Here is a 23,718-nt window from a genome sequence, read left to right as displayed (position 1 = left end):
GTTTCCTCTCAGGCATGAGTGGTGAGGGCGTATGGAGGCCGTCAGCGGGCGAGTGATGTGAAAGCCCGGTCGAGGTCCTCGATCTGGCTCTGCGCGCCCTCGAGCCCCACGGAGAGCCGGATCAGGCCGTCGAGCTCCGGGGCCGGGGCGCCGGTGGAGCGCAATGGCGATGTCACGAGAGACTCGTAGCCGCCCCAGCTGGGGCCGATCCGAAAGAGGCGCAGGGCGTCGATGAACCGGGACACCCGCGTGAAGGTGCCGTCCCGCAGCTCGAAGCTGAGGAGTCCGGAGAAGCCGCTGAACTGGGAGGTGATCACAGCCTCGTCCGGGTCGTGATCGATGTACGGGTGGTGGACAGCGGTGACCTCGGGATGCGCGCGCAGATGGTCGATGACGGTGAGCGCGTTGCGCTGGTGCTGCTCCATCCGCACCGGGAGGGTCCGTAGTCCGCGCAGCACGAGGGACGCCTCCATGGCGGACATGACGGCGCCGAACAGCTGGTGGCCCTGGTAGAAGAGCTCGCGGATCGTGTCCTGGGAGCCGATCACCGCGCCGCCGATGACATCGCTGTGCCCGCCGATGTACTTGGTCAGGGAGTGGACGACGAGGTCGACGCCTGCCGCGAGCGGCTTCTGGAAGAGCGGGGTGGACCAGGTGTTGTCCATCACCGTGCGGATGCCGTGGCGCCGCGCGACCGTCGTCAGCGCCGGAACGTCCACGACCTTCATCAGCATGGTGCCCGGGCTCTCGAAATAGATGAGTGACGTGTTCTCCCGGATGTGCTCCTCGATGTCGACGGCGGCCGGGTCGGCGAGGATCGTGTGCTCGACCCCGAAGCGTTCGAGGTGCTGCGCGAGTTCGATCGTCGGGCCGTAGACGGTGTTGACGAAGAGCACGTGGTCGCCGCCGCGCAGCAGGCCGGCGAAGACGGCGCCGATCGCACCCATGCCGGAGGCGAAGCACTTCGCGGCCTCGCCGCCCTCCAGCAGCGCGAGACGCTCCTCGAGGAAGGCGACCGTCGGGTTGGTGCCCCGGCTGTAGACGAAGTTCTCGTGCTCGGCGGCCTGCTGCCGTACGAACTCCTCGAAGGACGGCTTGGTGAAAAGGCTCGTCTGGTAGATGGGGGGCGCCACGGCACCGGGTCCGACGCCCGGGCCGTCCCAGGCGCCCATACATATCTGCTGATCGGTGCTGTTCACCTGCGCCCCTCGTCGCGGACTGGCGTGCGGACGTCGGCGGGTCTTCGAGCGAGCCGCCGAACGGACGTAGCTTGTAATATAAGCTGCTACGTGGTCAACACTTTCCGACGAACGCGTACGACCGAACGCATACGATCGGCACTGGTCCGTACCGCACCGGGCCGCGCAGCCGCTCAGCGGACAGCCGCTCGGCAGGCTGCCGCTCAGTAGGCTCAGGTGCCGATTTCGACTAAGGGGCGAACGCATTGAAGGACACGGCGGAGGGGGAGTCCGCGCGGCAGCCGGCTGGGCGCAGCGCGATGCGCGCCCAGCCACGGTCGCTGACCACACAGGTCGTGGAGTTCATCGAGGAGCTGTGCGTGGGCCCGGACGTCGAGCCGGGGAGCCAACTTCCTCCGGAGGGCGAGCTCGCGGCACGGTTCGGGGTGAGCCGGGTGGTGCTCAGGGAGGCGATGAAGACTCTTGAGGCGCGCGGCCTGGTGCAGCGGCGTCAGGGCAAGCCGGCCGTGGTGGCCTCACCGAACGCTCTGCCGGTGGAGAAGTTCGTCGCGTTCGCGGTCCTTCGAGACAAGCGCGCTCTCATGGAGTTCACCGAGATCCGCAAAGCGCTGGAGGTGCACGGCGCCCGACTCGCCGCACAGCGGATCGCGGGCCCGGAGGAGCCGCAGACCCGGCCGCACATCGCCCGAGCCCGCGAGGCGATCGCCGAGCAGCGCGCCAACCCGCTCGACATGCCCACCCGAATACGTACGGACGTCGCCTTCCACCAGGCGCTGGTGGCAGCTGCGGGCAACACCAGCCTGACGCAGATGCTGGACGCTTTGGAACGCTCACTCGCCGAAAGCCGGGAGGAGAGCCATCGGCGGTACCTCGCCACCGGGGCCGATCCCGCCCGCTCCGCCACCGAACACGAGGAACTGCTCGACGCCGTGTTGACCGGTGATCCGGCGCAGGCGGTCGCGGCGATGGAATACCACCTGCACATCACGTTGCAGGAGATCGAGAGCCGCCCCGAGGGGGACGGCGCCGAGTAGGGGATACTGCCCGTCCCATGATGACCGCGCCCGGGGCACGGCCCGCAGTGCCGACGCGGTGCCCCGGGTACTCCGGCGACCTCGGCGGCGACGCCGGGCCGCGCCCCGCGAGCGACTCCGCGCCGACCTCACCCGTGCGTCTTCGGACCACCGGCCCGAGCGAGGTCAGCGCGAGCAATCGCCCCGGGGTTCACCACGCTGGATTCACGGTTTGCGTGCGACTCCGCCGTACGCGGCGATCTGCGGCCGCTCCCCGAGCTGGGAGGATTCGGGCCGCCATTCGACGATGGGGACGAAGCCCGGGTCGATGAGTTCGAAGCCGTCGAAGGCGGCGCGGATCTGGTCCTGGGTGCGCGGGTAGTAGGGGGCTCCGCCGGTCTTCGCATACTCCTCGCAGAGGGTCACATACGCCTGGCTGTCGACGGAGCCGTCCCACAGGACCAGGTGGCTGCCCGAGGGCACCGCTTCCATGACGGTGCGCACGATGCGCAGCATGTCCTCGTGGGAGTTGGCATGGCCGAGCACGCCCATGAACATGACGGTGATCGGCTGAGTGAAGTTCAGGACGTTCCGGGCATCGGAGACGATCTGCTCCGGGTCGTGGAAGTCGGAGTTGATATAGCTTGTGACTCCCTCGTCGGAGGTGTTGATCAACAGCGCCCGGGCGTGGGCGAGTACCAGCGGGTCGTTGTCGACGTAGACGATCCTGGACTCCGGTGCCGCGCCCTGCGCGACCTCGTGCGTGTTCTGCATGGTGGGCAGTCCGGTGCCGATGTCGAGGAACTGCCGGATGCCGGCCTCGTTGGCCAGGTAGCGCACCGCGCGGATGAGGAACTGGCGCGACTGAACGGCCATGGTGGAGATGTCCGGGTCGATTTCCAGGCAGGCCTCTCCGACGGTGCGGTCGACCTCGTAGTTGTCCTTGCCGCCCATCCAGTAGTTCCAGATCCGCGCCGAGTGCGGGATGTCGCTGCGGATCTCCGGGCTTTGCGCGTTCGCCATTGGCGTTCAGCTCCTTGACCTTCATGGACGGCAGACGATCGCCGTGCACAGGTGTCTGCTGCGGATGTCCTCCGCCCCGCAGGCACCACCTCGGCGTGGCTACCGCACGTTACCTCCCGGCCACACAGGCTGTAATGGCATTGGGAGATTTTGCAGGTTGTCAGTTATTCGGTTCGGCGCCTGTCGTCCCGCCTGGTGAGCCGGGCTCCGTGTGCGGTTGGCCCGCAGAGCCGTCCCCGTGGCGGAGGTCCGACGGCGAGGCAGGCCCCCGACCACGGCCCAGCTCAGTGCGGGGTGCCTTGTCCGTCGTCACCGGCGAGTCCTGTGCCGTCATCAGCGATCAGGGCAGCGCGCAGTCGTTCGTATGTGGGAGCCAGCCGACGCAGACCAGCCGCGAGCGCCTTGTCGTCGCCTGATACGACCGCCCCTTGCAGGCCACCGACGATCCGGGCCTGCTTTGCGGCGATGGCGGCGCCGTCATCGAGGCCCAGGGACAGCAGGCAGGCTGCCAGGTCGTTGAGCCGGCGGGCCCCCACGCGCACCGCGAACTCTTGCCACAGCAGCCTGACCTCGGGATCCAGCCCGTACTCCACCAGCTGGGCGGTGCGCTCGGCGGCCTCGGCCTGTCCCAGCGTCCCGGGAGCGACCTCCACATCCCTCCGGCCGGCCAGCCAGGCCGACCCACCGGGTAGTGCGCGCAGCAACGCCTCCTTCTGGCCGACCTGCCGGCGCCGGGTGAACTTGTGCCGCATCCGGAAGGGCCGCCCCAGATAGGGGATCAACTCCCCGCGCCATGCCTGGGCAAAGGCAGCGACCGGAAGCGTGGCATACGGGTAACCCTGCGGGTCGTGGACGAGCACGGTGTCGTCGCCCACCTCCAGCACCACCAGGTAGTGGTCGGCGCCCACTGCCTTGCCCGACCCCGGCTGATACGACAGCAGCCCGAGCTCGAGCGGCCCGGCCAGCACAGGACCGTCGTCCTGGCAGGCCTGACGCAGCCGGTCGAGAGCGTCCGAGGCCGTCCCCCCGTCCATGCGTTCGCACTCCCAGCCGAGCAGGCCGATCGCGTCGTCCAGCCCGATCTCGGGATCCCAGCCGAACGAGTCGAACAGCGGTAGCCGCCCGCCGATCAACTGCATCCCGTACGGGGAGCCTGTCAGAACCTCGATCACAGCCAAAGGCGGCGCCTGATCGGCGAGGATCATCGCCAGGGAGTTGGCGTAGCAGTACGGACCGGACCCGACGTAGGTGAAAGACATGCCTGGCACCGTGACGCCTGCCATGGTGTGAGGGTCAAGCCGCCCCCTTCGCACCTCCCGTACGTGCCGGTCGATCCGGACGCCCCACTGGATGCGTCGGCGAGGCCGCCACGCTTCGGGGGTGCTGTCTCCGGCAGCCAGACCGGCGATAGGCGAACCTGTGGAGTGTCTTGTTCGTGGCTTTCCGCGACCATGCCCGCGTGGAATTCTGCGCTTCGCACGTTTGCGAGCATTCTCCGCCGAACAGGAAGAGGAATCGATGGCCAGATCTCGGTCCATCCACTTCGCGGTGGTCGCCGGCGCCGCCGCCGCGATGATCGCCACTGCGGCAGCCCCGGCTCAGGCCGATGTGCGAGAGAGCAACAAGACCATCTACCTCCCGAACGGCCGCGGCAAGATGGTCTTCATCGACGACGGCGATGTGTTCAAGATCTGCGACACCAAGGCCGACGGCCACGGCGTCACAGGCTATCTGTACAAGCAGGGCTCCACCGGGGATCCGATCATAGCGTTCAAGGAATCCGACGGCGGCGACGCCGGATGCGACAAGCGACCGTACGACGTCGGGCAGTTGGCCAACTTCCAGATGCACCTCTTCTGGAACGGTGGCGGGCGCAGCGTCCTTTCGGAGTGGTTCAACGAATAGCCCGGAGTCCCGTGGGCCGCTTCCCGGCGTGCACCACGCCGGTTGCGGTCCCCCCACTGCCCTCTCCGGCCCGGCTGCGTAGGTGCCGTCACCGAGCACTGGTCCGGGTCGGGCCGGCATGCGGTCCGTGGCCCCGACGCAAGCACGGCGAACGATTAGCGCGCGGTTATCGACCGTTTCCGGAAGTGCCGTTGATCGTCCGGCCGGTCCCGGGAATCGTAAGGGCCATGCCAGTGATGATCCCCGACCCGACCGTGGCTCACCCCTACGCCGCCCCGCCTGCTGGGACCGGCCCGTCGAACCGGTCACCGAGCCAGTCCGCACCGTCACGTCAGGGACTCAGGCCGAGATCGCCGCCGTCGCGTCTCGGCGGCAGGTTCGAGCCCCTGGTGGCGAAGCTTCCCCCGTGCCTCCTCAGCGGCCCGCACATATGCCCTGACCAGCTCGGTCTCCGCCGCCGTCCGCCAGATCAGCGCCCATCGGCCGGGCGGGGCGTCCTCGATCGGGAGGTAGACGATGCCGGGACGCTGGTAGTAGCGGGGGCCGTCGGCGTGCACGACAGCCGCGAGGCCCGAGGTGAGGACGAAGCCGATCACCTCCTGAAACGTCGTCACCTGCGGGCCGCGGGGGATCGGCCGCCCGCTCGGCGTGCGGAAGGGTTCCACCGCTTCCACCCAGTAGTGCGGGGCCGGCTCCGGGATCGCCGGAAGGACGCAGTCGCTCAGGTCCTCCAGGCGGACCTGTCTGCGGCCGGCCAGCGGATGATCGTCGGAGACCATCAGTGACATCGGGCCCTCGAAGATCACCGGGCCCACGGCCAGGTCCGGCTCCCGAACGGGCAGCCAGCAGGTCTGCACGTCCACCTGCCCCGTACGCAGCGGCCCGAACGGGTCGCTGATACCCACCTCGTGGAAGGAGAGGTCGCAGGACGGATACCGCTGGCGGAACAGCTTGGTGACCGGCGCCAGATCATGGGCGTTGGGACCGAAGATGCCGAGCCGCAGGGAGCCCCGCACCCCCCGGGCCGTCTCCATCGCCGTTTCCATGCCGCCGCGGATGCGCTCGTATCCGGCCTGCAGGTCCTCGCGCAACCGCGCTCCCAGCGGTGTGAGGACGACCTGTCGACTGGTCCGCTCGAACAGCGCGGCACCGATGCGGCGTTCCTGCTTGGCGATGGCCTGGCTGACCCGCGCCTGGGTGACGTGCAGCCGTTCGGCGGTCCGCCCGAAGTGCAGCTCCTCCGCCAGCGTCAGAAATATCTCGATATCCCGCAGTTCCACGCCGTCCCCCTGTTCCCCCATGTCCCCGTCCGCCCCCGAGCCCGAGCGTCCGACAAGGACCCTGACCGAGGAGTTCCCCCAGCCCATGGGAGTATCGGTGAACATCATCGCTGTGCCGTCGGTGTCTTGGAAAGACGCCGATGCCTGGCACGAGGTCGCCACCGCCTCACTCGCCGAGGACCTGCCCGATGCGGCCCCGCCGAGTCCGGGGCAGACCCGTACCAGGCTCACCGGCCCCGCCCTGAACAGCAGACTGCTCGTCTGGCTTGCCGTCGAGCACAACGCCCGGGACGGCCGCCGAGCGGTGGGCGCGGCCTCGCTGCGCCTGTTCGACCGCACCGGTCAGGAACATCTGGCCGAGGCGGAGCTGCACGTCCGCCCCGACGCCAGACGCCGCGGCACCGGCACCCGGCTGCTGTCCGCCCTGACGACCGAAGCCGTCGCCCAGGGACGCCGCAGTCTGGTCGTCGAGGCGCCCGCCTGCACCCCCGCCGACCTGTTCTGCGTACGGCACGGCTTCCGCCGCGCCCTGACCCTGCACCACCTGCTGCTGCCGCTGCACGATGTGCACCGCGGCTGGCTCGACGAGCTGGCCACCGGTGACCACCCGGGGTACCGCACGGCCGAGTGGGAGGGCGAGGTGCCGGACGTGCTCGCCGACGCCTTCGCGGCCGCCAAGAACGCCATGAACGACATGCCCGTCGGCGAGCTCGACCACGGCACGGTGGGCTGGGATGCCGACCGGGTACGCGCCATGGCCGCGGTCGTCACCGGCCGCGGCGACAGCCTGCTGACCGTCGCGGCCCTGCACGGCGGCGGAGTCGCCGGCTTCACCGAACTCGTACTGCCCGGTGGCCCGGCAGCCGTCCGAGCCCGGCAGTACGACACCGTGGTGGTGCCCGCCCACCGCGGTCGCGGCCTCGGTGTGTGGCTCAAGGCCCAGATGCTGTGCCGCCTGCACGACGAGCATCCGCAGGTCGTCGAGATCGAGACCGACAACGCCGCGGACAACGCCCCCATGCTCGCGGTCAACGAACAGCTCGGCTTCCGCCGAGTGCGCACCTCCCACCGATACCAGCTTGCTCTGACCGAGGGCTGACCACAACGCGCCGAAAGGATCCCGCATGGCCACCATCGCCGGGCGCGGGCGCGCCCTGCTCACCATCGAGGAAGGGACAGCCCTCCTCACCCACTTCCCGCAGATGCTCGTGAGGAACAAGTGCTTCTCGCCCGGCGGCTCGCGGTGCGGTGACCGCAGGGTGCCGGCGATCTGGATCAGCCAGAAGGCTCCGAAGCTGGGCTGGTGCTGGGAGGGCAACCCGCACACCTGGCTCGGCACGGCTTCCGCCGCCGCGCGTGAGCCTCGACCAGCCCGGCTACGGGGCTCCTTCGGTGTCTCACGGCTGTCGCCCGGTGTCCGCCGGGGGTTTCCCCGACCCGCACGGAGATCGCCCGCACCCCTGCCGACCGAGGCAGGGGCCGCAACGAGCAGGTCCGGCAGACCACACCGGCCTGATTCCGACTCACGACGACAGAGGTGACCATGACCAGATCCGGAACCAGTACATACGAGGGATTCACCGCCGAGGAGAGGGCTGCGGTGAAGGGGCATGCGCAGGAGCAGAAGGAGGCAGCGCGCCGCACCTCACGCGTTGAGCAGGCGACAGGGGCGGAACGGGACGAGCGGGAGGAGATCGCGGTGATACAGGGCTCTGATCGGATCACCACCGAGCGCGCCCATGCCGTCGTCAGGGCCGACGCTCCGGTCCTGGCCCCGAGACTCTGGTACGGGATGCCGGCCTACGCGCTGGACAACAAGGTCGTGTGCTTCTTCCAGAGTGCGGCGCCGTTCAAGGCGAGCTAGGCGACGCCGGGTTCAATGTGCAGGCGCGCAGTTGGACAAGGGGGTGATGGGGGGTGGACGGTTCCCCCGTGGCCCGAGGTGCCGGATGAGGCGGGGCGCGGAGCGGCCCCGCCGAGCCCTCTGCCCCGACCCCAGTGCGGACGGACCGACGATGCACCCGTACGCGCCGGCTCATGGTCGGGCTACCGGTTCCACGAGCGGCCGGGCAGTTGCGGCGGTCCAGGCACCGCCGACCAGGGACTGCCCGGCTCGGTCGGATGCGCTGAGCGCGGCAGCGGATGGGCGGGGGAGGGGGACCTGCGGCGTCTGCGGCGCGCGGTAGGTGGGTCCGTCGGTCAGCTCAGCCGGGCATCGGCGTAGAAGACCATCGCCTCGCGCTGGTAGTCGGCCAGCCCGTCGGCGATCTTGTCGAAGTTCGCCCGAAACCTCGGGTCATCGACGAAGTACCGGCCCATCCCCTTGTAAGCAGCCGCGCTCGGGGTCCAGTACCGGCACACGAACTGGTACTGGGCGTCCACCTCGGCCTGCACCGCGGCGTCGGAAACCGGTGTGCCGGCCGCCATGAACTCCGCCATGCGGATCATCTGCGCCGTCACCTCGCGCTGCCACTGCTCCGCGTCCTCGGCAGTCATCTCCTCTACGACCTGCCGGGACTGCTCCCACGCCCGAGGCCACCGCTCCCGGACCTCGGCATCGATCTCGGGAGAGGACTCGAAGCCCTCGAACAGATTCTCCGGCCTGTTGATCTTCACCGGATCGTTGTCGTCCTTGCCCTCCTCGAGTTCGGCGATGGTACGGCCGACCGTACGGGCGAGCGTCTCCAGCCGGTCCCGCTCCGCGAGCAGCCGCTGGTGGTGCTCGCGGAGCACGGCGACCTGATCGACCTGGCTTTCCAGGACCGCCCGGATCTCGCGCAGCCCCACGTCCAGCTCACGCATCAGCAGGATCTGCTGCAACCGCAGCAGCTCGGCCTGCTCGTAGTAGCGGTGCCCGTTGCTCCCGATCCACGCCGGCGGCAGCAAGCCGATCTGGTCGTAGTGCCGCAGTGTCCGGGACGTCACCCCGGACATCCGGGCCACGTCCGCGATCGACCAGGCCATTGCCCCGCCTCCCATCGCCGCCGGGCCGGCCGCTCCGGCCCGCAGAAGAATGTAGAAGTTGACGCAGCGGAAAGCACAACCGGAATCCGGCGGCCGGCACCCTTCGGCGGCGTTTCAGGTCGCCTGCCCGGCCAGTCTGTGCAGGGCCCGCACGGCGGGTGATCCGGGGTCGGCTGTGATCAGGACGACTTCCTGGTCATCCTCGGGCACGAGCAGGACGTCGCAGTTCAACCGCAGTGTCCCGGCTTCCGGGTGGTCCAGGGTCTTGGTGCGGTGCCCCGGAGCGTGGACCGGACGTGTCCGCCAGATCTGCCGGAACTCCTCGCTGCCGGCGTGCAGTTCCGACAGCAGGGCGGTCACCCGCGGGTCGTGCGGGTAGCGGTCGGCAGCCCGGCGAAGCCGCGCCACCACGATGTGCCCGAACTCCTCGGCGCTGGAGCTCTCGTACATCCCTGACCGGCCCAGGAAGCGGTGCCTGGCCAGGTTGGTCGTCCCACCTGCGAGGTCGCCGCCGAGCAGTGCCCGGGCCAGGGGGTTGCAGGCGACGACGCCGTACGCCGCGTCGGTGACGATGGCAGCGGTCTCCGGCAGCCGCTCCAGCATCCGGGCCACGTGCGGGCGTACCCGCCGCACGGCGTTGCCGCCGGGCGGCGCGTTCGACCCCGCCAGGCGGAACAGGTGGCTGCGTTCGGCCGGTGTGAGCCGCAGGGCCCGGGCCAGCGCGTCCAGAATCCGGGGGGACGGCCGCGGTCCCCGGGCCTGCTCCAGCCGCGTGTAGTAGTCGACCGACATATGGGCGAGCGCCGCCACCTCCTCGCGGCGCAGGCCCGGCGTACGGCGGACGGTACCCGTCGTCGTCAGCCCCGCCTCCTGCGGACGCAGACCCGCCCGACGGTCCCGCAGGAAGCGGGCCAGCTCCTGCCGCGCCATGCCACCTCCTGCCGCTTGCCTGGTACAGACTGTCCCTGGCAGGGCGCCCACCGCCAGAGGACCGTAGTGGTCATGAACGATCGCACAGCTCTCGTCACCGGTGCCAACAAGGGCATCGGCCAGCACATCGCCCGGCTGCTCGCGGCCGAGGGCTTCACCGTGTACGTGGGCGCCCGCGACCCGCAGCGCGGACAGCGGGCCGTCGAGGAGATCGGCACCGGCGCCCGGCTGCTGGTCCTCGACGTGACGGATCCCGACGGCATCGCACAAGCCGCGGACCAGGTGGAGCGCCTGGACGTGCTGGTCAACAACGCAGGCATCGCACCGTCACTCGCCTCGCCGACCGATTCCCCGGTCGAGGAATACCGGCGCACGTACGAGACCAACGTGTTCGGGGTGGTGGCGGTGACCAATGCCTTCCTGCCCGCTCTGCGCCGGTCGCCGCACCCGCGCATCGTCAACGTCTCCAGCGGCACCGCGTCGCTGACCTGGAGCACGAACCCCAACCCGCAATTCACCCCGGGAAGCGGTGGCGCTGCCGTCTACCGGTCGTCCAAGGCCGCCCTCAACGCCCTTACCGTCTGCTACGCCCAGACGCTGGCCGAGGACGGCTTCAAGATCAACGCGCTCGCCCCCGGCGTGCGGGCCACCGACCTCAACCCCCGGGCCGCCGCTGTCGGCGGCGACCCGGCCGAGGCGGCGCAGGGTGCCCTCCGCCTGGCCCTGCTGCCGGACGACGGCCCCACCGGCGGCTTCTTCTCCTGGGACGGATCTCCCGTCCCCTGGTGATCGCTGATCGGTCCCCGGACCGACTGTGCCTCTACGACGCAGAAGGGGCGCCGGGGGTCGCTGCTCGCCGACAAGCGGACCGAGGTACGGCCGCCCCGAGCGGGCCGGGGCCCACAAGCGCACAGCCCCGAGGAGCGAGCAGCCCCTTGAGCGGGTCAACCGGCCCGGGGCCCGGCATGTTCGGACTCCTGCGGCTGCTGATGGGCGACCTGCGCGCGGAGAGCGGCGACTTCGCTGCGCAGCTCCTCCAACTGCCGGTGCAGCGCCTGGATGGCGACCAGGGCGACACCGTTGGCGTCGGTGCAGCAGATGGTCCGGTCGTTCTCACCGACCTCGAAGGCCGCCCACCAGTCCTGCGCCATGGGGCCGATGTGCCGCACGTGTGGCGGATCCCAGTGATAGCGCCAGGTGCTCACCGGAAGCCGCGCCACCTGCTCCAGCACATCGTGCCCGTTGACCGGCGCACCCGCGCGGACGGCTTCAGCTGTGGCACCGGACGCCGGCCCCGCGAGGGAAGTGCCCCGCCGACGGGCCTCCTTGACCGGCGCCGGGGTGCGCATCCTGGCCAGCACGCCACGCAGGAACCACCCGTTCACCGGTCCCAGACCACCGGGGTGACGGCGGTCTTCCAGGCCCGGTCGGAGGCACGGCGGGGCGCGGGTGCGCCCGCTTCGGAGCCGCCCGACTTCCCGGAGTCACCGGCCGCGTCGAGGTTGGTGTCCGTCGGGTCGCGGCGGGGCGGCCCGGTGGGCGGCAGCACGAAGTCGTGGGAGCAGTTGAGCGAGGAGTCGTTGCCGAAGTGCAGGACCGGCCGGTCGCAACCGGGCTGGGGGTGGTTGTCCTTGGGCCCCAGGCAGTACTCCGGCCACAGCACGGGGACCAGCGAGTAGCCGCCGCAGGACAGCGGCAGCACGAAGAACCGCTGCGCGTCGGCCGCCTTGCCCGTGGCGCCCGGCTCCTGGGCCTCGGTGAACGTCATGCCCTCGCGCGGGTTCGTGTCGTTGACGGTCAGACGGTTCCCGGAGCTCTTGTTCTCCAGGCTGAAGACCGTGTTGTTCTTGATGTAGCCGTCCAGGTGGACGACCCACAGGTGCTTTTTGTCGGTGATCCCCTCCAGCGGGTCCGTGGCGATCTGCAGGTCACCGCTCTGGGTCAGATAACCTCCGGTGACCCGATGGATGATCATGATTTCCTTGCCGTGCTTCACGGACCTGACGAAGGTGTCGAGGGCATTCGAGTACACTGACTCTCTCCTTTTCCGGGGTGCCCGCGAGAAAGCCGTTCAGCGGCTGGGGCGGAAGTGCCGGGAAATGCGGCCTGCCGTGGTCCGGTGCCGTGCGTCGGCGCCCGGTGGACTCCAGCGGGAATGCCGTGGCTACGGCGACCTCGCGGGTCTATGACTGTCGGCTCAAGGTTGATTCCCTGGCCATTACGCACCGAACCGGACATGCTCGGGGGCGTGTGGAAGCAGGACCCGCGCAAAGGGCCTGAAAAATATCATCCGAAGTACGCACCTCTTACCGGGTTCGCCGCGGTACGCACCATCCCCGGCGGAGCTTGTGGGCCTTCCTGTCGAAGTGCGGGCGGGCTCCACCGAAAACATATTCAGCTGCCCTCGCACGGGGGAATTCGGTTTGCTGAAAACTGCTCCAGTGGAATCACGGCAAAGGAACAAGTACCCGGCCAGCAGAAGGAGATCGGGAATGCGGTACGTTGCGAGCGCCGTGGCCACATTGGTTGTCGTCGGCTCGGTCGTCACGGGCCTTGCCGGCGCAGCACCCGCTGCGGACAAAGACCCTGTCACCTGGGAGGAGTGCATGCGGGGCGGCGGGATGCCGCGCGGCGTCGCCACTCACACGTGGCGCTGCCAGGGCGGCAAGTACGACGGGCACCCCGTCAAGTGACCGGGGTACGGGCCCCGGCACCGTTCGCTGTGCGGTAGGCGGCCAGGGGCGGTCCGTACGTTCGTGTGCAATCCTCCGAGGCGAAGGCGCGACCCTGAAGCGGTGGGGGCGCCGGGAGGCGGGGCGGCGGCGGTACCAGGTCGCCGTTCCCCGCCTCCCGGACGGGTGTCAGGTGGCGTGGGGGCCGGGGGCGGCGCTGCCTTCGTACTGGTTGAGGTTGGAGACGAGTTCGGTGAGGCCGGGGTCGGCGTCGTAGCGGCGGCGGTGCAGGGCGGCGATCTTGTCGCCGGATTCGGGGTCGAGGTCGTCGGTGATGTCGAAGGAGACGAACTTGTCGACCAGCGGCAGCCCGATCTCGTCGGTGCGGCGGTGGGCGGGGTGGATGAGGTACTCCCAGTAGCCCTCCAGGTCGGCTATCTCGAAGGTGGCGCCCCACTCGTATTCGCCGCCGTGGTCGCGGCCGACGAGGAAGGAGCGCACGGAGGGGATGACCTCGCCCTGGTTGCGCAGGCTGGCGAGGGCGTCTTCGAGCTGTGCCGGCGTGGTGCCGGGCTTGATGGTGAAGCGGACACAGTGGTGGATCATCAGGGTGCTCCCTTTTCGGAGTTCATTTCTGGTGATGGGCGTGGTCGGTGTGGGGTGGGTCCTGTCGCGGGCATGCGGGCACGCGGGCTTGGCGGGCCAGGCCGGTGATGAGGCCGACCAGGGCCGCCCCGGCCGCCATCGCCCCTCCCGTCCACGTGAACGCGCCCGCGAGGCCGGCCGCGTGGATGAGGGGTTGGAGGGCCAGTGGCGAGAGGAACTGCCCGAGGAAGATTCCCGTGACGAGCCCGCTGAGGACTCGTCCCCGCCGCCCGCCGGGGGCGAGTTCGCTCAGGCGCAGATTGAGGTTGGGCACGACGAGCCCGACCCCCGCACCGCCGACGAGCATCCCGGCCAGAACGTGGACGACCGTGCCGGCCGCCCCGACCAGCAGCCAGCCGGTGCCCAGCAGCGCGACGCTGACGGCGGTGATCGCGGTGGTGGCCAGCCTTCGTCGCAGATACGGGAAGGCCAGCGCGCCGAGCGTCCCGGACAGCGTGCTTCCGGCGACCACGGCCCCGACGACGCCGGGCCCGCTGCCGAAGTCCTGGAGCAGGAACGGCAGTTGGGTGGGACCCATGTAGAAGGCGAGCGTCGCGACGAGCGCCAGTAGGTATACGCCGACGATGCGGCTCGTCCCGCTGTGCTGCGGGGGCCGCCCCCGCAGCGGGGTCTGCCCGGCCGCGGGATCCGTGCCGTGCCCGCCCCGCTGCCCCTCCCGTAGGGCGGTGAACGCCAGGACGGCGACGGCGGCCGATACGGCGTACAGCCAGAACGGCGCACGCCAGTCGACCCCGGCCAGGATCCCGCCCAGCGGCAGGAAGACGACCCCGCCCAGGCTCGCGAACGCCTGCTGCAACCCGAGGAACGAGGCCCGTCGCGCCCCCTCGAACCAGTCGGTGATGGTCGCGCTGACCGCCGTCATGATCCCGCCCACCGCGACGCCGAGCAGCGCCCGCGTGGCGAGCAGCACATACAGGTCGGTGGCGAAGAACCCCGACGTGCCGCTGACGGCGTACAGCGCGAGACCGGACACCAGCAGCGAACGTCGGCCGACACGGTCGGCGATGAGCCCGGACACCGGCGCGCTGACGGCGATGGCGAGCGAGGTGATGGTCACCACGAAGCGGACGAGGAGCCCCCCGCCGGGTGTGTCGGCGAACTCCTCGCTCATCGCGGGCAGTCCGGGCGCGATGATCGCCGCGGCCATGAGGGTCAGCGCGGCCGAGGCCAGTAGGGCGGCGCGGGCCGCGCGCGTTGGTGGTGCCTGCCGCGCCGGGACGGGCTGTGCCGTGGTGAGGGTCATGGCGACCCTCCTTTCGCGGGAACGAGCCGTCGATGGTCAGTTCCAGAGCGTGACCATGAAGGCCGGCGCGAGCAGCAGGACGGTCAGCGTGGCCTTCCAGGCAAGCCGTTCCGCGCTCGAAGCGGGTGTGGTGGTGGGTGGCATGTCGGTACTCCTTGGGCTCGTCCTCGTTCTATGTGTGGTTGACCACTCACTCTCGCGGCCAAAAAAAGAGCCGCGGAGATCGCGGCACGGTGCTCAGCGCCACAGCGCGAACAGTGCCGCGTCCAAAACGGCCAGCGGTACGAGTGCGGCCCAACGGGCCGCGACGGTGCGGTGCATGAGATCACCCCCTCCCTGTGGCGATCGGCTCCGGGTCTCAGTAGTGCCGAAGCCCGTCGGACAGCGTTCGGGCCCACGGGGCATCCATCTCGTGGGTGTCGAGGGCGACCACGAGATGGCACAGCATGCCCACGGCGAAGAACCGCTGAACGTCGGCCTCCGGTGCGCCGGAGGCTCCCCGTACGTACTCGACCAGACGCGCGTAACCGCTGCGCACCACCTCGCGGACGGCCGGCTCGGCGGCCGCCGCGCACTGTGCGTGGAGCTGGAGCAGCAGCAGGTCGCGGTCCGAAATGAGTTCGGCGTACGCGTTCCCCATCGCGTCCAGGATCTCCTGTGCGGAACTCCCCTTCGCCGCGGCGGCCCCGTCGCCCAGGCTCTCGCGGACCCGCGCGAAGCAGTGCTCCACCACCGCCACGAACAGCGCCTCCTTGTCGGGGAAGAGCCGGTAGATGTACGCCTGCGAGATACCGGCCCGCTGCGCCACGTCCGTGGTCCTCGTGCCGAAGTAGCCCCGGTCCGCGAACGCGCTGACCGCGGTCTGGAGGACCGTCCTGCGCCGTTCGTCGGCGGTCGAGAGCTGTCGTTGCGAGGTGGGCTTCGGCATGTGAGTAATAAACCACTCACTAATGAGGGCTGTCAACCGCGTCGCCAAGGATGACGTCGTAGGGACCACGCGTCGGCGTACCCGGTGAGAATCGCGGTGAGTCCGCCAGGTCAGTCGTGTTCGTGTGCTGTGCCGGGCCGGGGTGCTCCGGCGCCGGTGAGGGTCCACATGGCCAGGAGGTCGAGTGCTTGTCGGGACGACGAGCCGGGTTCCGCGGTGTAGATGAAGAGGGTCGTGTCGGGGTCTCCCGGCGGGATCAGCGTCTCGTACTCCACCGTCAGTTCACCGACCAGGGGGTGGTGGAGGTGTTTGGAGCCGTGGGTGCGCTGGTGGACCCGGTGCTTTTCCCACCAGTGATGGAATTCGGCGCTCTTTCCGCGCAGCTCTGCGATGAGATCGTTCGTGGCCTGATCGTCCGGGTCCCGTCCCGCCTCCAGACGCAGGCTTTCCACCGCGGCCCGTGCCTGGTCCTCCCAGTCGACGAACAAGGACCGGGGTCCCTCGCTGAGGAACATCCAGCGTGCGTAGTTGCGGTGGCGGACGGGCATCTGGTCGAAGTCGGTGAACAGTGCCTTGGCCATCCGGGTGGCCGCCAGGACGTCGCTGCGGCGGCCGAGGGCCAGCACAGGTTCGCCGTCGAACGCGTCGATGAGTTGGCGGAGACCGGGGCGGAGTCTTTGGACGCTTCGGCTGCGACGCCGTGCCGGCGCGTCCGTCACTCCGACGAGGGTGTGAAGGTAGGTGCGTCCCGCCTCGTCGAGGCCCAGGGCGCGGCAGAGTGCGTCCACGACACCGGGTGAAGGGGAGATCGGGCGTCCTTGTTCGAGCCGGGCGTAGTAGTCGGTCGATACGCCGGCCAGGCGGGCGACCTCTTCCCGGCGCAGGCCCGGAACACGCCGTGTACGGCTGTCCGGCGGAAGGCCGGCCTGCTCGGGATCCACTTGACTGCGCGCCTTCCGCAGGAAGTTTCCCAGCTCACGGTTGTTGTTGGCCATACCAAGCAGTATCGCGGACGTGGGTGGTTCCCGCGTGGCTCTCTCAGTCCTAGGCTGCCGGGTCCGCTGTTGCGCAGGGCCTGCTACGGGCGTCCGCGGGGGCCGCCGGCGGGCCATGCTGAATGTACGTCCTCAGGGCGAGCGGCAGGGGACGCACTCATGTCCTCTGCCGCAATCGCGTCATGCCTGACACGGCTTTCCCGGAGCAATCCGCCGCTTGCTCCGGACGGTTTTCCACGGAAAAGGAACTCGTATGAGCAAGGGCAAGGTTCTCATCGTCATGTCGGCTGCCGACGTGTGGGAGCGCACCGACGGATCGAAGTACCCGACGGGTTACTGGGCGGAGGAACTGGCCGCCCCGCACAAGAAGTTCACGGAGGCCGGTTACACGGTCGACTTCGCTTCTCCGGGCGGGGTGCTGCAGCCGCTGGACGAGCACAGCGCCGACCCGGCGGTCGCGGGGGAGGAGTGCGGTCACTATGTGGCACACGCCCAGCAGGCGCTGCAGGAGTTCGGCCCGCTGCTGAAGCTCGACGAGATCGACGTCGACGACTACGACGCGGTGGTGCTGCCCGGCGGCCACGGCCCGGTCGTCGACCTCTTCCAGGACGCCGACCTGGGCCGTCTGCTGGCAAAGGCGGACAAGGACGGCAAGCCCATCGGGGCGGTCTGCCACGGTCCGGCCGCACTGCTGAGCGCCAAGGACGAGGACGGCAACTGGCTCTTCGCCGGCCGCAGGATGACAGCGTTCACCGACGAGGAGGAGCGGATGTTCGGCACGGCGGAGGGCGCCCCGTGGCTGCTCGCCTCCCGTCTGCGGGAACTGGGTGCGGTCCACGTCGAAGGGGTGGCCTACCAGCAGCACAACATCGTCGACGGCAACCTCTTCACCGGCCAGAACCCCGCCTCCAGCACCAAGCTGGCCGAGGACATGATCGCCGCGCTGCGCTGACACCCCACCGGCCCACGAAGGGTGGCCCCTCGCCGCACGAGGGGCCACCCTTCGTGCGCCACCGGTGAACCAGCCACACGGCTCTCCGACGACCCCTCCGTTGCTCGTGACGGTGACGATCCGCCCGGCGCCGGGCGGGGCGCGGGGCCCAGCGCCGGCAGTCTCGGTTCGTCCAGGAGAAGGACGCGGACGTCGACGGGACAGCGACGCATGACGCATGGCAACAGCTCCTCAGCTTGTCCGGCCGAGCACCGCGCACAGGCGCTCGTGGTCGGTGATGGGTGCCATATGGCCGGCGTCTTGGACTGTCAGGAGCCGGGCCCCGCGTCGCAGCGCCGTTTCCGCCGCGTCGGCGAAGAAGGGGGAACCTCCGAACCGGATGTACGTCGCCGGTGGGTGCGGGGGGCCGGACGCGGGGCCCGGCAGGGGTTCCTCGTGGGTGGCCCGGTTCATCGGCCGCGCCAGGGAGGTCACCCACTCCAGGTCGGCCCCCGAGAGCCCCATCGCCCCGAAGCCGAAGGGCGGAATCAGCCATGCCTCCCGCTCCGGCCGCAGAGCGGCAGCGGCATCGCACGCGTCGCGCAGTACGGGTTGGAGGTCGAAGGCGGACTGGCCGGGCGAGGGGAAGTACGCGTCCAGATGCACGAGTCGTCGGATGCGCTGCGGTCGCTCGTATCCGGCACCGGCGACGACCATGCCTCCGTAGCTGTGGCCCACGAGGACCACGTCGATGAGATCGTGCCTGTCGATCAGAGCGACGATCTCGGCGATGTGGGTGCTCAGCCCGACGCCGGGCCCGGCCGGGGCGAGCGAGGGGCACAGAACGGTGTGGCCGGACGCCCGCAGCCGGGGGGCGACCCGCTTCCACGCCCAGCCGCCGAGCCACGAACCGTGCACAAGAACGAAGGTGGCCATCACCCCTCCGACTCGGCTCTGGCCGCCCAGCAGGAGCGGACGTCCCGTTGTATCCGCTTCAGACGGTCGTCGGGGGCTCGTCCGGCCGTTTCGAGATCTTGGTCGTCGCTCCGGTTGGGTGCCCTGCGGATCCCGCCGGATTCGGGAGCCTCGGCACGCTCGCTGCTCACTGCGGTGTCGTCGGTCGGTATGGCTCGGCATGGCTCCCTCGTCCGGGGAGCGCGGCGACCACCTGGACCTCGAGGAGGAATTCCGGTGCGAAGAGTGCGGGCACGCCCACCAGCGTGCTTGCGGGCGCTTGCGAGACACCGGCCCGCAGCGGCCCGAAGATCGCCGGCAGCAGCTCCGGGGTGTAGTCGACGACGTAGACGGTCTCTTCGATGATGTCGTCGCGGGTGGCGCCGACCGCGGCGAGTGCGGCGTCGAGGTTGCGGGCGATCTGTGCCGCCTGGGCCTCGTGGTCGCCGGGCCCCACGGGTCGTCCTTCCGCATCCCAGGCGACCTGTCCCGAGAGATGCGCGATTCGTGTTCTGTCGACGGCGACGACCTGGGTGATCTGGTCGGACGGGTTGTGCACGGACGGTGGATCGACGCGGTTCACAGGCATGATTCCGTTCCTTTCAGGAGGCCGTACCCGCCCAGGCGGTCAGGGCCCGGACCCGGTCGTCGATGCGCGCGCCGCCGTCGGTGGTACGAGTGGCCCACGCGATGTGACCGTCGGGACGTACGAGAACCTCGGTCACCCCGTCGAGGTCCGCACGCTCGTCGTACTTGTCGACGGTGACTGCTTCGACCCGCGAGCCCCAGCCTGCGTCGACGGGCTCCCCGGCCAGACCGAGCAGCACGAAGCGCCCCGGGTGGAGCAGTTCGTACACCCGCGTCGCCTCCGAGCCGGCGGCGGTCAGCCCGACGTCGGGCATTCGCCGCCCCACCAGCGGATCGGCGCCCGGAGTCACCGGTGGATAGACCGTGCCGAGTGCGGACACCTGCTCGGCGAGCCGGCGGTTGACCTCGGCCATGCCCAGCAGCTGGTCGAGGAGCTTGCGCAGGGCAGCGGCCGGACGCTGGTACTGCCCGACCAGCGTGAGCTCCGCCAGCAGGGTCTGGACCTCGGTGTTCTCGGTGACCGACTGGCCGACCGGCCGACGCTCCTCGTCGTAGCTGTCCAGCAGCCCGCGCGGGGCCCAGCCGTTGACCACGGCGGCCAGCTTCCAGCCCAGGTTCATGGCGTCCTGGAGCCCGGTGTTGAGCCCTTGGCCCGCTGCGGGGAAGTGGATGTGGGCGGCGTCGCCCGCCAGCAGAATGCGCCCCGAACGGTAGCTCTCCGCGAGCCGGGTGGCATTGCCGAAGCGCGACAGCCAGCGGGGCTCGGCGACCCCGCAGTCGGAGCCGCAGACGCGGGTGAGCGACGCCCGGAACTCCTCCAGGGTCACCGGCTCGCGGGCCGGCACCCGCATCCGCTCCGGATCCAGATGGACGAACCGGGTGCGTCCTCCTTCCAGTGGCGCGACGATCACGCCATGGGCCCGCGCCTTGTCGAGGGCGCCCGGGTCGACGACCGCGAAATCCCCGAGCATCCCTGTGAGGGTCTCGTCGGTTCCCGGGAAGTCGATCCCCGCTTCCCGACGCACCACGCTGCGCCCGCCGTCGCAACCGACCGCGTATCGGGCGCGCATGGTCCCGGTGCCGTCGTCGGGGCCGCGCACCTCCACCTCTACCCCGTCGTCGTCCTGACTGACGGCGAGGGTCTCGAGCCCCCGCATGATCTGCACACCCAGCTCGTGCGCCCGCTCCTCGAGGATCGCCTCGGTGCGGGCCTGAGCCAGGAAGAGGGTGTAGCCGTGCCGTGAGTCGAGACCGCTGAAGTCGAGCTGCGTGCGCAGCCCTGCGAAGTGCCAGCCCGGCACGGTCCGGCCGAGCGGGAGGAACCGGTCGAGCAGCCCCCGCTGGTCCATCAGCTCGACACTGCGCGGGTGCAGGCTCAGCGCCCGCGAATCGCGCTGTGGTTCGGTGCGGCGTTCCAGGACCCGGGTCCGTACGCCCGCCAGCGCCAGCTCACAGGCGAGCATCAGCCCGGTCGGGCCCGCCCCCACGACGATCACATCGGTGTCCATCGGAGCGATCCTCCTCGATTTAATGAACAGCGTTCAGTAAAGACTATACTAAGACCCATGAGCTCTCCGTCAAGCCCGACCAGAGGCCGTCCCGCGCGACTCGACCAGGCCCGCACCATCGAGACCGCACTCGATCTGCTGAACGAGTCCGGTCTCGACGCACTGACCATGCGCCGGCTCGCCGACGCGGTGGGTGCCCGGGCGGGTGCGCTGTACCGTTACTTCGCGACCAAACAGGACCTACTCACCGCGATGGCCGAGCGCATGGTCGAAGGTGTCGGGGCCGCCGCCGGGCCGACGGGGGACGGCGACTGGAGCGAGGGAGTGGCACGCCTGGCCCGCGCGCTGCGTTCGGCACTGCTCGCCCATCGCGACGGCGCACGCGTCTTCGCCGGTACACACTCGACCGGCCCGAACACCCTGGGCTTCGCCGACAGCCTCGTCGGCGTACTGCGAGAGGCAGGCTTCGGTGACAGTGAAGCGGCGCGGGCGCTCTATGCGGTCGCCAACTTCACCGTCGGCCACACGCTGGAGGAACAGGCCGCCCTCCGGCCGGAGAACGAAGAGTCCGCCGATGCCGGGGGTCTGCACGAGGCGGTGGTGGCGGGGGCCTATCCACACCTCTCCGCCACCCTGCCGGTGCTCACCAGTACGGACTTCACGGAGCACTTCGAGTTCGGACTGCGGCTGCTACTGGACGGACTGCGTGCTGTGCGGCAGTGAGCCCACAGGTGGCCCGACGGTGCGGGCCCCAAGTGAGCGGAAGGAGCTCGACGATGCGCTCCGGACTGTCCGCCGCACCGTCGTCTTTGCCGTCGTCTTTCGCGATCACCGCAGACCGAGCGTCCGGGAGTGCACAGCGGGACGGCCAGGTGCGGAGGTCTCGGCACCGCCCGTCCACGGCACGGCCGGCCCGTACCCCGGAGGCGGGCGCGACCGCGTCGTCCTGTGAGTGGGTGGTGGGGTGGCGTCGGTACCTTTGCACCTGTCGGGTGGCCGGTCGCGCTGCTCAGCAACGGGCGCGAACCGGCGCCGCTCGTTTCGAGCACGATGTCGGTGTCGCGGGTCGCGTCGCTGGGGTCGACCGCTGTGTAGTCGATCACTTTGCAGCCGCGTGGTCGATCACTGCATCGAGGGCCGAGCCCTGCGACGAACTCGAACTCCCGCTTGCTCCCGCCGATGGTCGTCATGCGCGCCAAGGGCGTTCGTGATCTGGATCGCGACGTGGCCGACCCGCAGATGGCTGGTGAGAGGCATGCCCGGATCAGCGATCAAGTGATCGAGAGAAAGCTTCAGCCGTCGACGTGGGCTGCGAGCCGGTCGGCGGCGGTGCGGGGTTCACGGCCGAGGAGTTCGGCCAGCACAGGGTCGGCTTCGGCGAAGTAGCCCGCGCGGGCTGCCTGGTACCAGCTGAGCATGAGCCGGGCCGCCTGCTCCGGGACGCCGATCGCGAGCTGGTCGGCGACCCACTGTTCGTCGTCCAGGACGATGCGCTCGACAGTGCTACCGGTGAGCTCGGAGGCGATCTTGGCGAAGTCGTCGAAGGTGACGGCGGTCGGCGCGGTGAAGGTGACGGGGCCGTCGAAGGAGCGGTCACCGGCGAGGACGACGGCAGTGGCCTCGGCTACGTCGGCACGGTCGGTGTACGGTACGGGGCCGTCTTGCGGCTGGGCGATCACGCCGGTCCGCTGCCACGGGCCGAGCAGCTGATCGAGGGGGCCGTAGGCGCCGTTGCGCAGTGCGGTCCAGGCGACTCCGGAGGCGCCGAGGATCGCCTCGGTGGCGGTGTGGATGTCCGACGGCCGGTACGGGTTGTCGGGGACGGCGCTCTGCTGGCTCGTGTACAGGATCCGCCGGGTTCCGGCCGCGACTGCGGCTTCGACGGCATTGCGGTGCAGGCCGACCATGTCGGCGGCCGGGTCGTTGCCGGACACCAGAAGGACCTGGTCGGCACCGGTGAAGGAGTCACGCAGCGTGGCTGGGTCCTCGTAGGAGCCCTGCCGCACGCGAACGCCGCGGTCGGCAAGGTGCTGCGCCTTGGCGGCGTCGCGGACACTGACGCCGATCTGGTCGGCGGGTACGCGCTTGAGGAGGTGCTCGACGGTGGCGCCGCCGAGCCCACCGGTGGCGCCGGTGACAACGATCATGTTCTTGACCTTTCTGAGCTCCCACGGCGTCCGTCCTGGAGGTGGGCGGAAGCATAAATTGACCAAGCGGGTCAGTTTCTCGTTCGTCGATGACCGTAGGTAAGCTGACCCAGTGAGTCAAGTTATGCGGGTGAGCGACAGGAAGCGACGGTGAGGGCCATGGACGGTGCGGCGCCTTCCCGATCCCGGCTGCGCGCCGATGCCCGGCGCAATTCCGAGCAGATCCGCTCTGCCGCGATCGGCGCCTTCCAGGGGCAGGGCCTGACGGTGCCGCTGGAGGAGGTCGCCAAGGCAGCAGGGGTGAGCAAGGCCACCATCTTCAACCGGTTCGGCGGGCGGATCGGCCTCATCGAAGCCGTCATCGAAGAGGTCGTGGCGAGTGAGCTGTTCGCCGTCATCGACCACACTCGGAGCATCGACGATGTCGGCGAGCGGATCGCGTACTACCTCACCGCGATCCGCGACCTCCAGTACCGCCAGCCCGCCTTCAACGACGTCCTGTTGCAGACGTATCCGCACTCGCAGCAGCTCATGGAGATCTGCCGAGTCGGAAGCGAGGCAAATGAAGAGCTCATCGCAGCGGCGCGGGCCTCCGGTGCGCTGCGGCCGGAGTTCACGGCGGACGACCTCCACGCACTCGTCGTCGACACCGCCCTCGCCCTCAAGCACGGCAAGCGGCCTCCCCGGGACGACTACGACCGCCGCACCACATACCTCCTGGACGGAATCCGCGGTCGCTCCTCCGCCTGAGCCAGGGCGTTCGTCGGTGTCT

The 23,718-nt window shown here is 69.8% G+C and carries 25 protein-coding genes and 1 pseudogene; 10 read left to right on the top strand and 16 right to left on the bottom strand.

Going from position 1 to position 23,718, the window contains the following annotated elements:
- Positions 1 to 41: 41 nt before the first annotated feature.
- Positions 42 to 1,199 carry a trans-sulfuration enzyme family protein gene (locus JW613_RS00185; RefSeq protein WP_209208636.1) on the bottom strand — a complete coding sequence of 386 codons (1,158 nt, stop codon included), beginning with the start codon at positions 1,197 to 1,199 and terminating at the stop codon, positions 42 to 44.
- Positions 1,200 to 1,444: 245 nt separating this feature from the next.
- Here JW613_RS00185 and JW613_RS00180 point away from each other — a divergent pair, with 245 nt between their 5' ends.
- A complete protein-coding gene (locus JW613_RS00180) occupies positions 1,445 to 2,233 on the top strand; it encodes a FadR/GntR family transcriptional regulator (protein WP_209208635.1) in 789 nt (262 codons plus the stop codon).
- 204 nt (positions 2,234 to 2,437) lie between these two features.
- On the opposite strand, the gene JW613_RS00175 is transcribed toward JW613_RS00180, so the two are convergent.
- Positions 2,438 to 3,235, bottom strand: coding sequence for an SAM-dependent methyltransferase (locus JW613_RS00175; protein ID WP_209208634.1), 798 nt, complete (start codon positions 3,233 to 3,235; stop codon positions 2,438 to 2,440).
- Positions 3,236 to 3,519: 284 nt separating this feature from the next.
- Positions 3,520 to 4,494: a YobF C-terminal domain-containing protein gene (locus tag JW613_RS00170; RefSeq protein ID WP_209208633.1), complete on the bottom strand. Its 975-nt coding sequence runs from the start codon at positions 4,492 to 4,494 to the stop codon at positions 3,520 to 3,522.
- 259 nt (positions 4,495 to 4,753) lie between these two features.
- Here JW613_RS00170 and JW613_RS00165 point away from each other — a divergent pair, with 259 nt between their 5' ends.
- Positions 4,754 to 5,140, top strand: coding sequence for a hypothetical protein (locus tag JW613_RS00165; RefSeq protein WP_209208632.1), 387 nt, complete (start codon positions 4,754 to 4,756; stop codon positions 5,138 to 5,140).
- A 326-nt stretch (positions 5,141 to 5,466) separates the two neighbouring features.
- On the opposite strand, the gene JW613_RS00160 is transcribed toward JW613_RS00165, so the two are convergent.
- The gene (locus tag JW613_RS00160) at positions 5,467 to 6,441 is read right to left on the bottom strand and encodes a LysR family transcriptional regulator (RefSeq protein WP_245224733.1); all 975 of its coding nucleotides are present in this window, start codon (positions 6,439 to 6,441) and stop codon (positions 5,467 to 5,469) included.
- A 100-nt stretch (positions 6,442 to 6,541) separates the two neighbouring features.
- On the opposite strand from JW613_RS00160, the gene JW613_RS00155 reads away from it, so the two are divergent.
- The 3 genes and pseudogenes from JW613_RS00155 (at position 6,542) to JW613_RS00150 (ending at position 8,284) form a co-directional block, all read left to right on the top strand.
- Positions 6,542 to 7,519, top strand: a complete 978-nt coding sequence (locus JW613_RS00155; RefSeq protein ID WP_209208631.1) for a GNAT family N-acetyltransferase — start codon at positions 6,542 to 6,544, stop codon at positions 7,517 to 7,519.
- A gap of 25 nt (positions 7,520 to 7,544) precedes the next feature.
- Positions 7,545 to 7,769, top strand: a pseudogene (locus tag JW613_RS36525) (DUF5701 family protein); the annotation flags it as partial.
- 194 nt (positions 7,770 to 7,963) lie between these two features.
- Complete coding sequence (locus JW613_RS00150; protein WP_209208630.1) at positions 7,964 to 8,284, top strand: hypothetical protein; 321 nt, start codon at positions 7,964 to 7,966, stop codon at positions 8,282 to 8,284.
- A gap of 335 nt (positions 8,285 to 8,619) precedes the next feature.
- On the opposite strand, the gene JW613_RS00145 is transcribed toward JW613_RS00150, so the two are convergent.
- On the bottom strand, positions 8,620 to 9,384 hold the full coding sequence (locus JW613_RS00145) for a MerR family transcriptional regulator (RefSeq protein WP_209208629.1): 765 nt from the start codon (positions 9,382 to 9,384) through the stop codon (positions 8,620 to 8,622).
- 114 nt (positions 9,385 to 9,498) lie between these two features.
- A complete protein-coding gene (locus JW613_RS00140; RefSeq protein ID WP_209208628.1) occupies positions 9,499 to 10,314 on the bottom strand; it encodes a helix-turn-helix transcriptional regulator in 816 nt (271 codons plus the stop codon).
- A gap of 72 nt (positions 10,315 to 10,386) precedes the next feature.
- Here JW613_RS00140 and JW613_RS00135 point away from each other — a divergent pair, with 72 nt between their 5' ends.
- Positions 10,387 to 11,103: an SDR family oxidoreductase gene (locus JW613_RS00135; RefSeq protein ID WP_209208627.1), complete on the top strand. Its 717-nt coding sequence runs from the start codon at positions 10,387 to 10,389 to the stop codon at positions 11,101 to 11,103.
- Between the two features lie 155 nt (positions 11,104 to 11,258).
- Here JW613_RS00135 and JW613_RS00130 read toward each other — a convergent pair whose 3' ends face one another.
- Both JW613_RS00130 and JW613_RS00125 read right to left on the bottom strand, forming a co-directional pair.
- On the bottom strand, positions 11,259 to 11,699 hold the full coding sequence (locus tag JW613_RS00130; protein ID WP_209208626.1) for a tail fiber domain-containing protein: 441 nt from the start codon (positions 11,697 to 11,699) through the stop codon (positions 11,259 to 11,261).
- Positions 11,696 to 12,346 (bottom strand): hypothetical protein, encoded by a 651-nt coding sequence (locus JW613_RS00125; protein WP_209208625.1) that lies wholly within the window; start codon positions 12,344 to 12,346, stop codon positions 11,696 to 11,698. The genes JW613_RS00130 and JW613_RS00125 overlap by 4 nt, the downstream gene beginning before the upstream one ends.
- A 460-nt stretch (positions 12,347 to 12,806) precedes the next feature.
- Between JW613_RS00125 and JW613_RS00120 the strand changes: the two genes are divergently transcribed.
- Positions 12,807 to 13,007, top strand: a complete 201-nt coding sequence (locus JW613_RS00120; protein WP_209208624.1) for a hypothetical protein — start codon at positions 12,807 to 12,809, stop codon at positions 13,005 to 13,007.
- A gap of 168 nt (positions 13,008 to 13,175) precedes the next feature.
- Here the strand turns inward: JW613_RS00120 and JW613_RS35510 are convergent, their stop codons facing one another.
- The 4 genes from JW613_RS35510 to JW613_RS00105 form a co-directional block, all read right to left on the bottom strand.
- Positions 13,176 to 13,592 carry a Dabb family protein gene (locus tag JW613_RS35510; RefSeq protein WP_245224730.1) on the bottom strand — a complete coding sequence of 139 codons (417 nt, stop codon included), beginning with the start codon at positions 13,590 to 13,592 and terminating at the stop codon, positions 13,176 to 13,178.
- Positions 13,593 to 13,614: 22 nt separating this feature from the next.
- A complete protein-coding gene (locus JW613_RS00115; RefSeq protein ID WP_245224729.1) occupies positions 13,615 to 14,895 on the bottom strand; it encodes an MFS transporter in 1,281 nt (426 codons plus the stop codon).
- Between the two features lie 358 nt (positions 14,896 to 15,253).
- Positions 15,254 to 15,823: a TetR/AcrR family transcriptional regulator gene (locus JW613_RS00110; protein WP_209208623.1), complete on the bottom strand. Its 570-nt coding sequence runs from the start codon at positions 15,821 to 15,823 to the stop codon at positions 15,254 to 15,256.
- Positions 15,824 to 15,933: 110 nt separating this feature from the next.
- Entirely contained in the window at positions 15,934 to 16,818 is an 885-nt protein-coding gene (locus JW613_RS00105) for a helix-turn-helix transcriptional regulator (RefSeq protein ID WP_209208622.1), read from the bottom strand.
- A gap of 253 nt (positions 16,819 to 17,071) precedes the next feature.
- On the opposite strand from JW613_RS00105, the gene JW613_RS00100 reads away from it, so the two are divergent.
- Positions 17,072 to 17,770 (top strand): type 1 glutamine amidotransferase domain-containing protein, encoded by a 699-nt coding sequence (locus JW613_RS00100; RefSeq protein ID WP_209208621.1) that lies wholly within the window; start codon positions 17,072 to 17,074, stop codon positions 17,768 to 17,770.
- A gap of 231 nt (positions 17,771 to 18,001) precedes the next feature.
- On the opposite strand, the gene JW613_RS00095 is transcribed toward JW613_RS00100, so the two are convergent.
- The 3 genes from JW613_RS00095 to JW613_RS00085 all read right to left on the bottom strand — a co-directional run bounded on the left by JW613_RS00095 (position 18,002) and on the right by JW613_RS00085 (position 20,799).
- A complete protein-coding gene (locus JW613_RS00095; RefSeq protein WP_209208620.1) occupies positions 18,002 to 18,685 on the bottom strand; it encodes an alpha/beta fold hydrolase in 684 nt (227 codons plus the stop codon).
- A gap of 166 nt (positions 18,686 to 18,851) precedes the next feature.
- A complete protein-coding gene (locus tag JW613_RS00090) occupies positions 18,852 to 19,292 on the bottom strand; it encodes a RidA family protein (RefSeq protein ID WP_209208619.1) in 441 nt (146 codons plus the stop codon).
- A 13-nt stretch (positions 19,293 to 19,305) separates the two neighbouring features.
- On the bottom strand, positions 19,306 to 20,799 hold the full coding sequence (locus JW613_RS00085) for a monooxygenase (RefSeq protein ID WP_209208618.1): 1,494 nt from the start codon (positions 20,797 to 20,799) through the stop codon (positions 19,306 to 19,308).
- Positions 20,800 to 20,856: 57 nt separating this feature from the next.
- On the opposite strand from JW613_RS00085, the gene JW613_RS00080 reads away from it, so the two are divergent.
- Positions 20,857 to 21,522 (top strand): TetR/AcrR family transcriptional regulator, encoded by a 666-nt coding sequence (locus tag JW613_RS00080; protein WP_209208617.1) that lies wholly within the window; start codon positions 20,857 to 20,859, stop codon positions 21,520 to 21,522.
- A gap of 569 nt (positions 21,523 to 22,091) precedes the next feature.
- Here JW613_RS00080 and JW613_RS00075 read toward each other — a convergent pair.
- Positions 22,092 to 22,946, bottom strand: coding sequence for an NAD(P)H-binding protein (locus tag JW613_RS00075; protein ID WP_209208616.1), 855 nt, complete (start codon positions 22,944 to 22,946; stop codon positions 22,092 to 22,094).
- 159 nt (positions 22,947 to 23,105) lie between these two features.
- Here JW613_RS00075 and JW613_RS00070 point away from each other — a divergent pair, with 159 nt between their 5' ends.
- Positions 23,106 to 23,696 carry a TetR/AcrR family transcriptional regulator gene (locus JW613_RS00070; RefSeq protein WP_209208615.1) on the top strand — a complete coding sequence of 197 codons (591 nt, stop codon included), beginning with the start codon at positions 23,106 to 23,108 and terminating at the stop codon, positions 23,694 to 23,696.
- Positions 23,697 to 23,718: the final 22 nt, after the last annotated feature.

This window comes from Streptomyces smyrnaeus, from assembly GCF_017676345.1.
In the GTDB taxonomy this organism is placed as follows: domain Bacteria; phylum Actinomycetota; class Actinomycetes; order Streptomycetales; family Streptomycetaceae; genus Streptomyces; species Streptomyces smyrnaeus.
Note: the sequence above shows the minus strand (reverse complement) of the source record. Positions and strands in the feature narration are given on the sequence as shown.

What these genes read in the sequence shown, in the direction of transcription:
- JW613_RS00175 (WP_209208634.1), bottom strand. Translation starts at nt 3,235, where the DNA reads ATGGCGAACGCGCAAAGCCCGGAGATCCGCAGCGACATCCCGCACTCG.
- JW613_RS00170 (WP_209208633.1), bottom strand. Translation starts at nt 4,494, where the DNA reads ATGTCTTTCACCTACGTCGGGTCCGGTCCGTACTGCTACGCCAACTCC.
- JW613_RS00165 (WP_209208632.1), top strand. Translation starts at nt 4,754, where the DNA reads ATGGCCAGATCTCGGTCCATCCACTTCGCGGTGGTCGCCGGCGCCGCC.
- JW613_RS00160 (WP_245224733.1), bottom strand. Translation starts at nt 6,441, where the DNA reads ATGGGGGAACAGGGGGACGGCGTGGAACTGCGGGATATCGAGATATTT.
- JW613_RS00150 (WP_209208630.1), top strand. Translation starts at nt 7,964, where the DNA reads ATGACCAGATCCGGAACCAGTACATACGAGGGATTCACCGCCGAGGAG.
- JW613_RS00145 (WP_209208629.1), bottom strand. Translation starts at nt 9,384, where the DNA reads ATGGCCTGGTCGATCGCGGACGTGGCCCGGATGTCCGGGGTGACGTCC.
- JW613_RS00140 (WP_209208628.1), bottom strand. Translation starts at nt 10,314, where the DNA reads ATGGCGCGGCAGGAGCTGGCCCGCTTCCTGCGGGACCGTCGGGCGGGT.
- JW613_RS00135 (WP_209208627.1), top strand. Translation starts at nt 10,387, where the DNA reads ATGAACGATCGCACAGCTCTCGTCACCGGTGCCAACAAGGGCATCGGC.
- JW613_RS00120 (WP_209208624.1), top strand. Translation starts at nt 12,807, where the DNA reads ATGCGGTACGTTGCGAGCGCCGTGGCCACATTGGTTGTCGTCGGCTCG.
- JW613_RS35510 (WP_245224730.1), bottom strand. Translation starts at nt 13,592, where the DNA reads ATGATCCACCACTGTGTCCGCTTCACCATCAAGCCCGGCACCACGCCG.
- JW613_RS00115 (WP_245224729.1), bottom strand. Translation starts at nt 14,895, where the DNA reads ATGACCCTCACCACGGCACAGCCCGTCCCGGCGCGGCAGGCACCACCA.
- JW613_RS00110 (WP_209208623.1), bottom strand. Translation starts at nt 15,823, where the DNA reads ATGCCGAAGCCCACCTCGCAACGACAGCTCTCGACCGCCGACGAACGG.
- JW613_RS00105 (WP_209208622.1), bottom strand. Translation starts at nt 16,818, where the DNA reads ATGGCCAACAACAACCGTGAGCTGGGAAACTTCCTGCGGAAGGCGCGC.
- JW613_RS00100 (WP_209208621.1), top strand. Translation starts at nt 17,072, where the DNA reads ATGAGCAAGGGCAAGGTTCTCATCGTCATGTCGGCTGCCGACGTGTGG.
- JW613_RS00095 (WP_209208620.1), bottom strand. Translation starts at nt 18,685, where the DNA reads ATGGCCACCTTCGTTCTTGTGCACGGTTCGTGGCTCGGCGGCTGGGCG.
- JW613_RS00090 (WP_209208619.1), bottom strand. Translation starts at nt 19,292, where the DNA reads ATGCCTGTGAACCGCGTCGATCCACCGTCCGTGCACAACCCGTCCGAC.
- JW613_RS00085 (WP_209208618.1), bottom strand. Translation starts at nt 20,799, where the DNA reads ATGGACACCGATGTGATCGTCGTGGGGGCGGGCCCGACCGGGCTGATG.
- JW613_RS00080 (WP_209208617.1), top strand. Translation starts at nt 20,857, where the DNA reads ATGAGCTCTCCGTCAAGCCCGACCAGAGGCCGTCCCGCGCGACTCGAC.
- JW613_RS00075 (WP_209208616.1), bottom strand. Translation starts at nt 22,946, where the DNA reads ATGATCGTTGTCACCGGCGCCACCGGTGGGCTCGGCGGCGCCACCGTC.
- JW613_RS00070 (WP_209208615.1), top strand. Translation starts at nt 23,106, where the DNA reads ATGGACGGTGCGGCGCCTTCCCGATCCCGGCTGCGCGCCGATGCCCGG.